Annotated in this window: 10 protein-coding genes and 1 pseudogene; 5 read left to right on the top strand and 6 right to left on the bottom strand. The window is 62.3% G+C overall.

All coding sequences use genetic code 11. The annotated features are described in order from the left end of the window. Nucleotides 1-206: 206 nt before the first annotated feature. Both RW095_RS29225 and RW095_RS29220 read left to right on the top strand, forming a co-directional pair. Nucleotides 207-1,373, top strand: coding sequence for a hypothetical protein (locus RW095_RS29225; RefSeq protein WP_317022227.1), 1,167 nt, complete (start codon nt 207-209; stop codon nt 1,371-1,373). Further along, nucleotides 1,373-1,648, top strand: a complete 276-nt coding sequence (locus tag RW095_RS29220) for a hypothetical protein (protein ID WP_317022226.1) — start codon at nt 1,373-1,375, stop codon at nt 1,646-1,648. The genes RW095_RS29225 and RW095_RS29220 overlap by 1 nt, the downstream gene beginning before the upstream one ends. 254 nt (nt 1,649-1,902) lie before the next feature. On the opposite strand, the pseudogene RW095_RS29215 reads toward RW095_RS29220, so the two are convergent. From RW095_RS29215 to RW095_RS29205, 3 genes and pseudogenes are all read right to left on the bottom strand, one after another. Beyond that, nucleotides 1,903-3,295, bottom strand: a pseudogene (locus RW095_RS29215) (methyl-accepting chemotaxis protein). 342 nt (nt 3,296-3,637) lie between these two features. After that, nucleotides 3,638-4,711 carry an alpha/beta fold hydrolase gene (locus tag RW095_RS29210; protein WP_317022225.1) on the bottom strand — a complete coding sequence of 358 codons (1,074 nt, stop codon included), beginning with the start codon at nt 4,709-4,711 and terminating at the stop codon, nt 3,638-3,640. A 72-nt stretch (nt 4,712-4,783) separates the two neighbouring features. Next, entirely contained in the window at nt 4,784-6,283 is a 1,500-nt protein-coding gene (locus tag RW095_RS29205; RefSeq protein ID WP_317022224.1) for a flavin-containing monooxygenase, read from the bottom strand. A 197-nt stretch (nt 6,284-6,480) separates the two neighbouring features. Here RW095_RS29205 and RW095_RS29200 point away from each other — a divergent pair, with 197 nt between their 5' ends. Further along, a complete protein-coding gene (locus RW095_RS29200; RefSeq protein ID WP_317022223.1) occupies nt 6,481-7,185 on the top strand; it encodes a TetR family transcriptional regulator in 705 nt (234 codons plus the stop codon). A 95-nt stretch (nt 7,186-7,280) separates the two neighbouring features. Here the strand turns inward: RW095_RS29200 and RW095_RS29195 are convergent, their stop codons facing one another. The 3 genes from RW095_RS29195 to RW095_RS29185 form a co-directional block, all read right to left on the bottom strand. Beyond that, nucleotides 7,281-8,507, bottom strand: a complete 1,227-nt coding sequence (locus tag RW095_RS29195) for a tetratricopeptide repeat protein (RefSeq protein WP_317022222.1) — start codon at nt 8,505-8,507, stop codon at nt 7,281-7,283. A gap of 156 nt (nt 8,508-8,663) precedes the next feature. Continuing rightward, the gene (locus tag RW095_RS29190; protein WP_020070205.1) at nt 8,664-9,344 is read right to left on the bottom strand and encodes a PspA/IM30 family protein; all 681 of its coding nucleotides are present in this window, start codon (nt 9,342-9,344) and stop codon (nt 8,664-8,666) included. 434 nt (nt 9,345-9,778) lie between these two features. After that, complete coding sequence (locus tag RW095_RS29185) at nt 9,779-10,414, bottom strand: hypothetical protein (protein ID WP_317022221.1); 636 nt, start codon at nt 10,412-10,414, stop codon at nt 9,779-9,781. Nucleotides 10,415-10,888: 474 nt separating this feature from the next. Between RW095_RS29185 and RW095_RS29180 the strand changes: the two genes are divergently transcribed. Then, entirely contained in the window at nt 10,889-13,390 is a 2,502-nt protein-coding gene (locus RW095_RS29180; RefSeq protein WP_317022220.1) for a penicillin-binding protein 1A, read from the top strand. Nucleotides 13,391-13,875: 485 nt separating this feature from the next. Further along, nucleotides 13,876-14,754, top strand: a complete 879-nt coding sequence (locus RW095_RS29175; RefSeq protein ID WP_317022219.1) for a lipid A biosynthesis lauroyl acyltransferase — start codon at nt 13,876-13,878, stop codon at nt 14,752-14,754. Nucleotides 14,755-14,849 lie beyond the last annotated feature (95 nt).

Raw genomic sequence — 14,849 nt, 5'->3', positions numbered from 1 at the left:
CCTACGATTCAAGCGGACGGGCGATCTCGGTCACTCATCCTGATACAACGCGGAATACGTCGCTCGCATACGGTCGTGGCAATACGACGCTCGCCGACATGTCCGGGACAACAACGTTTAGCTTTGATGTCTCGGACAGCTTGCGTCCTCGCACAGTGACAACACCAAGAGGCACGCAGTCGCGAACTTGGGACGCGGCGGGTAACTTGCAGCAAAGACAATCTCCCGACGGAAATATCCAGTACAGCTGGGATAGTGCCAACCGGCCAACGAAAGCAGTCGCGACAGTCACGGGAAAGAAGGTGGTAACGACCGTCGAGTATAGCGACGCGGTCTCGTTGCGCCCGCATCTAGTCGCAACGCCAGGCAAGATCCGCGCATTCGTTTATGACCCGGCCGGCAATGTGACAGGTTACGCAGAGCGCGCAACGACCGATCTTACTGGCGAGCAGGGGATGGGTGCGGTCGGGAGTGGCGACCGGGCAACAGTGGGAGCGCGCTATGACCAGGCTGGACGCCTGCTGTCGGCCACCGTTGTTAAGAATGGCACGGCGACTGAAGACTGGACGTACACGTATGACACTCGGGGAAATATCGCGACCGTCCAAGACGCCGTATCGGGGTGGTCGATGCGTACCCTCGAGCGGGACATCGCAAACCGTGCCACTCAAATAGCAGGTAACAGCGGACAGGCAACCATCGGATACGACGAGCGCGGCCGCGTATCGAGCTTTCAGTACAAAGAGCCAGCAAGCGCGGCTAACGGCGGACTCGCACGTGTTCTGCTGGTTAAGTATCAGTATGGGCCTAGCGGTGCGGTCGCCTCACACACGGCACAAGTGTCAACCAACGGCGCATGGTGGCAGCCGATCAGCGATGACGAACTTGGTGTGTGGCTCACCAACTGGGAACTGGGCAATGACCCCGTCTCACCACCGGCTAACGTAACAGGACTGCAGTCCGATTCCGGGGGGTTTGTTCCAGACATCTGCGTTGAATGTTATATGCGATGGAAAGGTGCGCTTACGGGGAAGCTGTTTGGCGACGAACTGAGCGACGCTATCCCTGCGTGGGGTGAGACAACTGAACTGATGCTGAGTAATCAGTCGCAGGTTCCTTATCCTGTACTTGTGCGTGACCTCACCAGTTCGGCAAAAAGGTCAATGCTTTATAGCTCGCTGTTTGCAGCTAATGGTGACGGCGGCGGGATGGTCAAGTGCGGGGGCAGGGATGCTCATGAGGCAAAGTGTCATGATATGTACGAGGCGGATTTGGACGCCTGTAGACTGATGGCTAAACCTCGCGGCGAGCGAAATTATACGCTGTGCAAGGAGAACGCTTTTGGTCGATACCAGCAATGCAGGGGATATTAATGGTTAATCACCCACCGTACACCGTTGTGCTGACCTATACCGACGAACCGCGGCAATTGACGATGCAAGCCGTGGACTCGGTTCTAGTGGCTCCGCTCATTGAGGGAAAGATGGCAGTGCCGTTTTTCCTTGATGATCAGGAATTCCGGTTTGACGATGAACTGGCACGGCAGCTGGGAGTTGCAATGCTTAATGTTATTGCAGCAGGTCGGCCGGAAGTCAGGCAGCACCTGAATTTGACACAGCATCCGATAGAAAGGCCGTCAGAAGACTAGCAGGCCCGGGTCCGACGATTGACCGAACGGTGTTCGGTCAATCGTCCGGGCGCGCCTGCGCGGTCCCTAGCCGTTGGCTTCCTCGACCGAGCGCGGGACGGTCGGATTCCAGATGACTGCGCAGTTCTGAGTCAGTGCTGTGCGCCGGTTAGGGTCGTCCCCATGAGCGTCTGCGCCCGCCCCGCAGAGTCAGTTGTCTGCTGGTCATGGTCCGCGTTCACTGACTGACAAGGCTATACAGCCCAAACCACCACCTAAACCCTATACCCGATCCTAACTCCACCCCAATGGCGCCCACGAACAAAAACCGGCGCCGACGCATCCTTCATCAAAACGAACTCTCCACCGCCCATATCGCGCCGATAAGTCTGAAGCAGAAACTTCTTCGTATGCGATCCAGCGGCAAGTCCTGTCCGGTCATTGAAAATGCGCCGGTTGCGGCAATTGGCCATGTTCCACACCACATCGTCGCGTTGCGGCAAAGAAAACTTCAGATTGTGTGTCGGCAGATAACCGCGCACGTCGATTGCGGCAGAGAACGCCACGCGTGGATCGAGATCCAGTAACGGCTCCTGAATCGCCGGCAAAACGCGGTCGGTGAACGCAGTGAAACGCGTCATGAACTGTTGCGGATTACTGCCCGGCACCGGCACATAGTGTTGATCGAAAAGATCGTCGAGGGAAATCTCACCGCGCGCCACAGCCGCCTCGAATACCTTGCTTACCGAGGCCGCAGCCTCCTGCACGGCTTCGATAAAGGGCGTGTCAGCGGTTTCGACGCCCGCCGCCGCTGTCAACTCGATCAAGGTCTCCGACACGCCCAGCAAGTTGCCGAGACGATTCTTCGCCTGCACGAAGTTCTCGCTCGAATCCTCGACACCGCTTGCCATTTCGAGCACTTGCGCTTCGAGTCCGTCGCACTGCGTTTCGATTTCGCCGGTCAATGCCGCGATCTGCTCCGCCTCGTTGTTCAGATGCGCGATTGCGTCGCCCGTCGCATGCACGACGTCGCCGATCTTGCGCGTGCCCTCACGCACCCGATGCGCTCGCTCCGTGTTCACTGAGCCTTCGTTTATCAGCTGCTCGGTCTGCTGCGTGAGTTGCGCGAGCGTCGTCTCGATCTGACCGGTCGCCTGCGCGGTCTTTGCCGACAGGTTCTTCACCTCCGCCGCCACGACCGCGAAACTCCGGCCGGACTCGCCGGCGCGCGCCGCTTCGATCGCGGCGTTCAGCGCGAGCAGATGCGATCAGCGAGATTTCCTCCGAGACGCGGCTCACATGTGCAAGCGCGCTGCGCAGCGCGCCGATCTGGCTCTCGATCACGGTGACGCCTTCCACCAGACCGTGGATGTCGGCGAGCGATGCCTCCAGCGTTTCCTGCGATTCCTGCACGCCGGTTGCCGCATGCGCCGACACTTCTCGCATGCCTCGCGCAGCAGTCGCGATCCGATGATTGCCCGCGAGCGTCTGCGCGGCGGACTCGCGCAACGCCTGGCACACTTGCGCCTGATGCTGCACGCGCGCGGCGACTTCGTCGACGTGGCCCGACACATCGCAGATTTCGATACCCAGTTTGCCCGCCTGCGAGGCAATATCGCCGACCACCGCCTGGGAGCGGGCCGGCCGGCGAAAGCTGAAACGCGACATAGACGTCTCCTTGATGACGCTAGCGGCGCTGGCGGTTGGCGCACTGGTCGAGCGCAAACACAGCGTCTTCTCGATGCGTTTACGGCTGGCTTTCGGTGGACTTGATACGGGGTATCCCGCAGTCGCTATCATGTGCGGTTTGGCGTCGCGGCAGCCGTATTCAGCCGTGCGGCCGCGGCCATTCCTTTCCAACGGTAACGATGTTCGACTCCTTTGCGCGCGTTTCGGGCTGGCAACAGCTCTATCATCTGTGGGAGCTGCTCGTCATGCTCTGCAAATTTCTTTGGGGCTTGTTGCGCTTTCTCGGCGGAGGCGGCTAGGCGTGCGCCGTTCCGCCGGGTTTTACGCCGACGCGCGGCGGAAGCCTTTTTCCGGGAGCGGCAGCTCTGCGCTGCTGCTCGCGCTGTTGCTCACGTTGCTGCCGAGGAAAGCACGCAGGTCGGCCAGCACCCGCTCGGGTGCTTCTTCCATTGGAATGTGTCCAAGACCCGGATACATGACCGACTTCGCGCCCGGAATGCGCCGGGCGAATTCGGCGGCGTGCGCAGTGGGAATCCAGCGGTCCTTCGCTCCCCACAATACGAGCGTGGGAACCGTCAGCGTAGTCAGCACGTTTGTATCGGGTTCCGCGAAATCGAGCGTCGGCACCATCTTGCCGATCGCGGCGCGTGTGCCTTCGCCGTGAAAAAATTCGACGTAGCGCCGCAGCGTGACGGCGTCGATCTTGCGCGGATCGCCATACACGTTGCGCACCGCGCTTCTGATAATTATCTCCGGCAACCATCGCGGCGAACTCGCGCGCACCAGCGCGCTATTGAAAAGACCGGTGTAGATGGGTAGCTTCATCGGGAAGCCTGCCGAGTCGATCAGCACCAGCCGCTCGACCGCCTCGCGATGCCGCACCGCGTAGTCCCACGAAATGAGCCCGCCGAGCGAATTGCCGATAAATATCGCGCGTGAGACGCCGAGCGCCTGCAGGAAGGTGTCGATGAAACGCCGGTAGGTCGGCAGATTCATCGTTTCGATGGCGCCTGTGGTGGAGCGCAGCGGTCCTGTCACGCCAAACGGCGGCAGGTCGAGACGAATTACGCGGTAGGCGTGCTTGAGTTCATCGGCTACACGGTTCCAGGTGTGCAGCGAAGACGCGAAACCATGAATCGTCACGATTGTGTCGCCGCTGCCTGCGTCGATGTAATGGACGTCGGCGCCCATGATCCGGACGAAGTTCGAGCCGCTTTGCGTGTAGCACCGCCGCAATTGGTCGCGCGACACACTCGTGATGCCGAGGCGATCGGCGAGCGAGCGCGGCGGCAGCGCGGCGGAGTTCAATGCCATGGTAGATGCCGAGCCAGATGCGGCGCCAGGTGCCGCGCCAGGTGCCGATGAGCCCGACGATTGAGGTTCGATGCCTGCCATGTCTTGCGTCTCCCTTTTTTGTTTGAATCGGAATTGCAAGCGGACGTAAAGCTGGCCCCAGCCTCCACTGCATCAAGGCAAGAAGCGATAGTCCCGCGGCCGCACGCGCCGCGTCCGTTTGCGAAAGCTGAACGTGAAGCCCGGCCACAGCGCGGTCACCTTGCCGCTTTGCGTCTGATACCAGCTATGGCAGCCGCTCGACCACACGCAGCGCCGCATATTCTTCTGCAGGCGCGCGTTGTAGTCGCGTTGCACGTCGGGGCGCAGATCCATCGCGCGTACGTTGCGCTCGCGTAGCATGCGCAGGCAATCGCCGATGTACTGCACTTGCGACTCGATCATGTAGATCATCGAGTTGTGGCCGAGAAAGGTGTTCGGACCGGCGATCATGAAGAAGTTGGGAAAGTCTGCGATGCTCGTGCCGAGATACGCTTCAGGACCGTCGCGGAGCCACAGCGTACGGAGATCCACACCGCCGATGCCGGTCACCTCGAACGGCGCGCCGAAACCGTTGAACTGAAAGCCGGTGCCGCAAATGATCGCGTCCACAGGGTGATGCACGGCGTCTTGCGTCACGATGCCGTCCGCGACGACTTCGCGGATCCCCGTTGTAATCACGTTCACGTTGGGTGTGACCAGCGCGCGATAGTAGTTGCTCGACAGCAGCACTCGCTTGCAGCCCAGGCGGTAGTTCGGCGTGAGCTTCGCGCGCAGTTCCGGGTCATTCACGCGCCGTTCGAGGTAGCTGAGGCACAGCTTCATCGGGCGCTTCATCAGTTGCGGATGCCTCACGAAAGCGATGGCCTGCGATTCGAGCTTCCAGTAGATCGCGCTGCGCACAACTCGCTGCGTGAACGGCACATGCTCGAAGAGCCAGCGCGCGCGTTCGCTAATGCGCTTATCCGGCTTCGGCATGATCCATGGCGCGGTGCGCTGGAACAGATCGAGTTGCGCGACGCGCGGCTGGATTTCCGGCACGAACTGGATCGCGCTCGCGCCGGTGCCGATCACCGCGACGCGTTTTCCTTCGAGCGGATACGCGTGGTCCCAGCGTGCGGAATGAAACAGCTTGCCTTTGAAACTGTCGAGCCCCGCGATTCGCGGCATGGAAGGGCGCGATAGTCCACCGCTCGCTCCGATCAGCACGTCCGCCTCGATGTTCTCGCGCATGCCGTCGGCATCGAGTTCGATGTGCCACACGTGACGCGCTTCATCGAAACGCGCGGCCACTACGCGTGCATTGCAACGCACGTAACGGTCTACGCCGTACTTGCGCGCGCAGTGCTTGAGGTAGGCGAGAATTTCCGCCTGGCCGCTGAACGCGCGCGACCACGCCGGGTTCGGTTCGAAAGAAAACGAATACAGGTGCGAAGGCACATCGCACCCGGCGCCCGGATAGGTGTTGTCGCGCCAGGTGCCGCCGATATCGGCGGCGGCCTCGTAGAGAGTGAACGACGTGATGCCCATTTTTTGCAGGCGCACGGCCATGCCGATGCCGGCGAAGCCGCTTCCCACGACCGCAATGCGCGGCGTGGCAGCTTGTGTGGATTGGGCGGGTGAAGCGGGCGTCACAGCAGTCTCCGGCAGGGAAGTTCGGGCCGTGTGGGCGTTCACGAAACGCGGCGTGGCCGCGAACGGGCGGCCACTCGAACGTAACGCGCAGGGTAGACAACTGTACACCTCGCGTCAAGATCGTTTAGAGTATGTCTATTAAACGCGCGTCCTGCGCGGTGATTCAAAGCCCATCGTCAAAGCCCATCATAAAGGCCATGAAATCCGTATTCGAAGCGGCGCCCAACCCCGAGCGCGACACCACGGCCACTCAGGAATTGCCCGCGGGCAAGCGCAAGCTGATTGAAGCCGCGTTGCGGTTGACCGCGGGCGGGCGCGGCTTCGCGAGCCTGGGTTTGCGCGAACTCGCGCGAGAGGCGGGGCTGAATCCGAACACGTTCTATCGTCATTTCGACACGCTCGACGATCTCGCGCGCGAAGCCGTCGAATCGGTAAGCCGCCGTTTGCGGCCGATGCTGCGCCGCGAGCGCTGGCTTGCGGCGCACGACGAACCGCACAGCGTGCCACGGCGCGCGTGCGTCGCGTTCTTCACCTTCGCATTGGAGAACCGCGAGGCGTTTCTCAGCGCTTTAGCCGAGTATCACGGCACGACGCCTGCGCTGCGTGAAGCCGTGCGCGCGACGCTTCACGCGGTGTCGGCGGAAATGGCGGACGACGTCGTGCAATTGCAACTGATGCCGGCACTCCCGCGCGATGTCGTCGACGAAGTGTGCACGCAGATCGTGCTGCAACTGTTTCATCTGTCAGCGGAGTTTATCGGCGCGGATGCGGACGCGACTGCAGACGCCGCTCGGCGCGATGCGCTCGTGAGTTATGCGGAGCGCTTTGTCGTGCGGCTATTTGCCGGCTCGGTGCTGCTTGCTCAGCATGAAGAGCGGGCGGCCGTATCGAGGCGTGCGTGATTCGTCGAGTGTGCAGATAAAAAAACAGGCTCCATGAAAGGAGCCTGTTTTGCATCGTATGGATAGGTACGCCGCGGTCTGAGCGGCGCAGCGGGCTAGGTGTTGTCGCTCCAGCCGCCGGAATCGTCGCTGCTGCCCATGTCGATGCCGCCGCCGCTGTTATCGTTCCAGTCGTTCGAGCCCTGGCCGAAGTCGAGGCCGCCGCCGTTGTCGCCGTTGCCGCCGTCGTTGCCGCGCCGGCGCGTTTCATCGTCGACGATCACGTCACGCTCTACCACGCGTTCACGTCCGGAGTTCAGCGCTTCTCCAAGCAGAACGCCGGTGAGCAACCCACCCATGCCGCCGCCGAAACCGCCGCCTTGCTGCACGATAACGGGCGGTTGCTGCTGCTGATAGGGACCTTGCTGTTGATAGGGCGGCTGCGACGGATACGGCCCTTGCTGCGGATTGCCAAAGCGCTCGGCTTCGCGTGCGTACGGCGACTGCCCGCTGCCAGCCGCGGCGGCCGCATTCGGATCGGGACGGCCATCGGCTCGCGCGCGCAAGCTGCCGATGCGCTGCTCCAGTTCGTCGAGCTGATATGGCGGCACAGTGTTCTTGCTGCTGGACAGCGCTTCAACGAGCGTTCGCAGCTGGTCCTCCGTTGCCTCGACTTCTTTCTCCAATGCTTCGTGTCCCGGCGCGGTGGAAAGCTTCACGTCGAGCTTGAGCGAGCGCACCGAGTTAAGCAGCTCGGTCGCGCGCTTGAGTTGCACGCGACGGTCGTCGTCCGCGCGCGTATCGTCTTGCGTGCGCGCACGGCGCAAGGTCCAACGCAGCACCAGCGCAATCACGCCGACAAGGATCAGGATGCCGACCCACATGCCGATGCCCGGGCCATGGCGCTCAGGCGCCTGCTGCACGGCTGGCGCGTTCTGCTGGCCGAACGGATTGGTCGTGCGGTTCGTCAAGGTGCCGATGCCGGTTCCGCCGCCGTTGCCGCTCGTGTTGGCGGTGCGTTCGGCGTCGTGGCGAATGCGTGCCTCGACTTGCGCGAAGCGCGTCGGGTCGGTGAAACGGATCTGCGGATCGAGCGTCTTGGCCTGCTGGACTTGCGCTAGCGCGTCGCCATAACGGCCTTCGCGGTCGAGCACCTGGCTGTAGAGGTAATGCGCATGTGCGTTATTCGGATGCGCCTTCAGCACTTCGGACAAGCCGGCATCGGCCTGCTGCCAGTTGCCTTGCGACATGGCCGATTCGATTTGCTGCACCGTGGGCACGGCAAACACTGCCGTAGATACGAGCACCAGCGAGACGAACGCGCTTGCGATAACTTTTTTCATTTGCAGACCGGGCGCCACGCGCCCGTCTCCTTCAGTCGATTGCGGGGGCCGGCTAACCGGGGGCCGGCTAACCGGCGACCGGCTTACCAGCGACCCTAACCGCGGAATGCTCCGGAACTTGCAAACAGCCGGACACTACCACGCACTTCTACGCAATTACTGAGCCGGCGAGTTGATCTGCTTTTTCAGCGCTTCCAGACGGTCTTCCACCGACGGGCCGCGGTTCAGGTCTGCCAGCTTGTCATCGAGCGCCTTGCCGCTTTTGACATCGGCGGAATTCAGACGTGCGTCCGAACGGGCATTCGACAGCGCGACCTTGTCCTCGAGCTTCTGAAAATCCTCGGACAGGTTTTTTCCGCCGATGCCGCCCAACGCCGTTGCAGCGACGTCTTTCGCTTCGGCAATCTGTTGCTTGGCTTGCAGGATGTTCGAGCGCGCGTTCAGATCGTTGCGGCGGCTGCGCATGTCCTCGATCTGGCTCTTCAGTTGCGCGACCGACGGTTCCAGCGTAGAGAGTTCCTTGGTCAGCGCATCGCGTTCGGCCTCGGCGGTGGCCTGCGCGCCTAGCGCTTCGCGAGCCAGCGCTTCGTCGCCGGATTGCAGCGCGCGCTTCGCCCCGTCTTCGTACTTCTTCGCCTTGTCGGCGGCAACATCGCGCTTGCTTTGCTGTGTGGCCACTTGCGCCTGGATCTCGATCAGCGAATTCTCGGCGCGGCCGATGCTCTCGTCGAGTTCGCGCACGATCTGGCGCGAGTCGCGTGACGGGTCTTGCACAGAGTCCGCCGCGTCGTTCAGGAGACCTTTTAGCGTGCGCGAAATGCTGTCAAAAAGCGACATGAAAACCTCCAAAGAATGGTGTCGGCGCTGAATATTCCTGCGCACTCAACTGCTTGTCACTGCTACTTTACGCCGCCGCGCGAGAAGCTGCGCAGCGTTCGGACCGGAGGTCGGGGCTTGCTCGCCGATTGCAATAGCGCAAGAGCAAATTGTCCGTTTCACCTGCACACGTATCGCGTGATGAAGCGAAAGCCTTTCGGCGATGAGCACGCGCACCGGTCGCTCGGCAGCTCGCGGATATTACACCACGGGCTCTCTTAAAATGGGCTTAAAGGGCGCGATGAGCGAGCGGCTCAGTTTGCATGCGCTGAGTGTCGCCAACGTGAAGGGCGCACGCGTCGCTTATGGGGGAAAGCGAGTCACAATGCGCAGGCGACCGCTTGCAAACTGGTTACATCGGCGTCGCACGTTTCATTGCCGCGCTATCGGTATGGTTACGCGAAACGGCTGCCTTCGGGGCCAAGATCGCTTTGCGGATCGTCGTCGTCGCGCACAGGGTCGACACGAGGGCGCTTCAACACGCTCTTCACGTGAGTCTGCACCGTCACGGCGGCGGGCAGCAGATTCTCACTCGCGGCAGCGCGGGCCGCCGCCATTCTCGCGACAGCCTGGGCGGTTGCCACGGCGTCTTCGTCGACTTCGGTGGTAAGCGCCGCCAGCACATCGGCAGGCAGCAGCGGGGCAGGTTCAGACGCGGGCGACATACTTTCAACAGGAGCTGTAGCAGCCGACGCCGTCGAACTGCCGCCGGTAATACCCGCCCCAGTTGCATCTGAACCGGCCCGCATGCCCACGCGCGTTTGCAAGGCGGGCGGCAGCGCCGCGCGCGCAAGTGCCGCGTCCTGCGCAACGCGCTGCAGCGCCGCGTCGAGTGCGTCAGGCGCGCGTGGCACATTGAGCCGATCGACGATACTCGCCGCTTTCACCTGCTCGCTGGTCGCGCTGAAACTCAGCACCGCGCGCCGCATGAGTTCGCTGACGCTGATGCGAAGCTCGTCCGCAGTAGCAGCGATCGCGCGTTTCTGCGCGGGCGTGACGAATACGACGATGCGTTCGCTGGGCTTTGTCATGATCGGCTCGCATACTTGTTGGCATGGCGCCTGGCGGCGCGCATCGGCGCGCATCGGCATGCGCGGAGTCCATCATATGACGAGTTGCGCCGATCGCAAACGGGCGCGTCGTGAAAATGCCGTGACATCAACGAGTTGTCGCGCTTTTTGCGGTCTTGTCCACAGGCCTTTCAACAAAAACTGGGGATAACTTCGCGCAACGTGCGCAAGCGCCCCGCAAGCCTGCCGAATCTACCCGTGGTCTGCCGCCGAGCCTTGGTGCGAAGGGAATTCTTACAAAAAAACTCCGTTGAGCGCGGCTTGATTTCTTTAAAATGCGCTGTTACGTTGCGCCGGAGTGTCCCGGGTGCGCCGTGGCGACTCGCCGGGGCACAGAGTCGCACGGCGGTCTGCGCCCAGACTACGCCGCTCACGATTCATGCGCGCCTAACGCGCGAGAACAAGGCGTTGAGTTACGCGCCCACTATTCCAGTCATGCCAATCATCAAACGACCGCATTCCTCGCAATCTCCGGCCGGTCAAGACCGGGACTCCTACCACCGCACGCAAGGACGCAACACCGCTTCGCGCGACGCCGCCGAGGGAGGCCGCTCGATCGGCGCGACGATCGCGATCTGGTTCGCAAGCTTCGCCGCGATCGTCGCCGTGGTGGGCGCGCTGATTGTCGGCTATGCACTTGTCGTGATGGGGCCGCAACTGCCTTCGCTCGACGCGCTGACCGACTACCGTCCAAAAGTGCCGCTGCGTGTCTATACGGCCGACCATGTGCTGATCGGCGAATTCGGCGAGGAGCGGCGCAGTCTCGTGCGCTTCCAGGACATTCCCGACCAGATGAAGAAAGCGGTGGTCGCGATCGAAGACTATCGCTTCTACGAGCACGGCGGCGTCGACTTCCTCGGCATTCTGCGCGCCGGCTTTGCCGACCTCGCGCACGGCGGCGCGTCGCAGGGCGCGAGCACGATTACGATGCAGGTCGCACGCAACTTCTTTCTGTCGAGCGAGAAAACCTATACGCGCAAGATCTATGAAATGCTGCTCGCGTACAAGATCGAGCGCGCGTTGACGAAGGACCAGATTCTCGAGCTGTACATGAACCAGATCTATCTGGGCGAGCGCGCTTACGGCTTTGCCGCCGCGGCGCGCGTGTATTTCGGCAAGGATCTGAAAGACATCACGCTTGCGCAGGCCGCGATGCTCGCGGGTTTGCCGAAAGCGCCGTCGGCGTATAACCCGGTAGTGAATCCGAAGCGCGCAAAAATTCGTCAGGAATACATTCTCAGGCGCATGCTGGAGTTGCGCTACATCAGCCAGGAGCAGTACGCCCAGGCGGTGAAGGAAGAGATCCACACACGTAATCCCGGCAACGAATACAGCGTGCACGCCGAGTACATTGCCGAAATGGTTCGCCAGATGATGTACGCGCAGTACAAGGACGAAACCTACACGCGCGGCCTGAATGTCACGACCACCATCGATTCCGCGGACCAGGACGCCGCGTATCGCGCGGTGCGCAAGGGCGTGATGGATTACGAGCGGCGTCACGGTTATCGCGGGCCGGAAGGTTTCGTGCAACTGCCCGCGCCTGGCGACGACCGCGATCAGACTATCGACGACGCGCTCACCGATCATCCCGATAACGGCGAGATCATCGCCGCGGTCGTCACGGACGCCAGTCCGAAGCAGCTGAAGGCGCAGCTGGTCGACGGCACGCAGGTGACCATCGGCGGTGAAGGCTTGCGCTTTGCCGCCAGTGCGTTGAGCGCACGCGGCGCGGCGGCGACCAAGATCAAGCCGGGCTCGATCGTGCGCGTGATGAGCGACGACAAAGGCAACTGGCAGATCACGCAGCTTCCGCAAGTGGAAGGCGCGCTCGTGTCGCTCACGCCGCAGGACGGCGCGATTCGCGCGCTCGTTGGCGGCTTCGACTTCAACAAGAACAAGTTCAATCACATCACGCAAGCCTGGCGTCAGCCGGGTTCGAGCTTCAAGCCCTTCATTTATTCGGCGGCGCTCGACAAGGGGCTCGGACCGGCCACGATCATCAACGACGCGCCGCTGTACTTCCCGTCGAGCACGCCTGGCGGCGACGCATGGGAACCGAAGGACGACGACCAGCCCGACGGGCCGATGCCGCTGCGCCTCGCGTTGCAGAAGTCGAAGAACCTGGTGTCGATCCGGATTCTGTCGTATATCGGCACGAAGTACGCGCAAGACTTCGTTACGCAGCGCTTCGGTTTCGACGCCGACAAGACTCCGCCGTACCTGCCGATGGCGCTCGGCGCGGGGCTCGTCACGCCGTTGCAGTCGGCGGGTGCGTATTCGGTGTTCGCGAACGGCGGCTACCGCATCAACCCGTATCTGATCAACGAAGTGACGGACGCGCGCGGCGAGCCGCTGTCGAAAGCGCAGCCGCTGACCGCAGGTCGCGACGCCCCGCGCACGCTCGAGCCGCGTAACGCGTACATCATGAACAGCCTGCTGCATTCGGTCGCGACGGCGGGCACCGGCGCGGGCACCAACGCGCTGCATCGGTCGGACCTGCAGGGCAAGACCGGAACGACCAACGACGCGAAAGACGGCTGGTTTGCCGGCTATCAACAATCGCTCGTCGCGGTCGCGTGGATGGGTTACGACCAGCCGAAGACGCTCGGCAGCCGCGAATTCGGCGCGCAACTCGCGCTGCCGATCTGGGTCGAGTACATGCAGCGCGCGTTGCGCGGTGTGCCGCAGAGCGAGCCGGCGCAGCCGGAAGGCGTGACTTCCGTCGACGGCGAATTGTTCTACTCGGACATGACGCCGGGCAACGGTTTTGTCGCCAGCATCGGTCTCGATTCGGCGAATCCGACGGCAGGTGTGAACGATGCGATCGGTGGAGTCGGGCCCGCGGGCATGACGCCGCCGGCGGTGCCGCCGCCGAGCGTGTCGTCCAATGAGAAGAAGCAGATCATGGATCTGTTCGAATCGAACAAGCCTTGATCGGGATAGCGCGTGCGGGCCGATCGGCCGCGCGCGCAACATGACCGAAGGGCGGAAGACGCGGGCCGGGGTTAGCGCAAGAGCGGCGCTGCGATCTCGTGCCGATGCGGGCGCCAGGCGCACTGGCAAGCGCACTGGCAAACGCCGAAGTGCGCGCGAAAGAGGGTGCTGGCAGCGGTGGCAAAGTGCGGGCTTAACGCTTTCTGGCTGCGCTCCGCTGGTGGTCATCCTGCGCGATTCTGTTTGCGGGATGCACGCTGTGTTTTAATCACGCCTGCAATGCTCGATCGGGGTCCATTAGCAGGTTGGTTTCGTTAGCTGTTTCCATCTCGAGCATTGCTGCGTCTTGCGGCGAGCAAGACGTCACGATCCCACAAGCGCGCCCGGACCGGCCGGAGGGCGCGCACATGCCACGTTGAGCGCTGGCGGCGCAAAAGCCGCCGCGGCCGACGTGTTTGCTTTCCAGCATCCACCGGGTTCTCGCATTGAAAAGTCGAATTCTCATCTGTCTGATGACGGGGCTGCTGCGCGCCTTCGCTTTATTGCCGTATGGGCTCGTCGCGCGGTTCGGCAACGGCATCGGCGCTCTGCTGTACCGGATTCCGAGCACGCGCCGGCGGGTGGTGCATACCAACCTCAAATTGTGTTTCCCTGACATGAGCGACGAGGCGCGCGAGCGTCTGGCGCGCGCGCATTTCTGCCATGTGATCCGCAGTTATGTCGAGCGTGGGCCACAATGGTTCGGCAATGCGCAAGCGCTGGCACGTCTCGTCGAAGTGGAAAGCGCAATCGATCTCGCTGATGTTCGGGCTCAACCGACGATCTTCGTCGGCTTCCACTTCGTCGGCATCGAGGCCGGCTGCATGATGTATTCGACGCGGCATCCGGTGGCGTCGCTTTACACGCCGATGTCGAACCTGTTGCTCGACGCGATGGCGAGGCGCCAGCGCGGGCGCTTCGGCACCGAGATGATTCCGCGCAGCGACAGTGTGCGGCGCGCGTTACGCGCCTTGCGCGACGGCACGCCGGTGATGCTCGCGGCGGACATGGACTTCGGTTTGCGCGATTCGGTGTTCGTGCCGTTTTTTGGCGTACCGGCCTGCACGCTCACCTCGGTCTCGCGGATGGCGCGCGCGGCGAACGCCCGGGTCGTGCCGTTCGTGACGGAGGTGCTGCCGGGCTATCGCGGCTACAAGCTGAGTATTTTCGAGCCGCTAGCCGATTTTCCGTCGAACGACGTAACGGTGGACGCACGACGGATCACCGAGTTTCTCGAGACGCAGGTAAGACGGATTCCTGATCAATATTATTGGGTGCATAAGCGCTTCAAGAACCGGCCGGAAGGGGAGGCGGGAGTTTATTGACGCAACGCGCGTGCTGATTCGCTTTCGTTGCACGGGCAGTGGCGGTAAACGCGTCGCGAGGGGAAACACTTGCGCGTTCAAGCACTTGTCTGTTG

The organism is Paraburkholderia kirstenboschensis (assembly GCF_032806925.1).
In the GTDB taxonomy this organism is placed as follows: domain Bacteria; phylum Pseudomonadota; class Gammaproteobacteria; order Burkholderiales; family Burkholderiaceae; genus Paraburkholderia; species Paraburkholderia kirstenboschensis.
The sequence above is the reverse complement of the archived record's forward strand: the minus strand, read 5'-3'. Positions and strand labels throughout refer to the sequence as shown.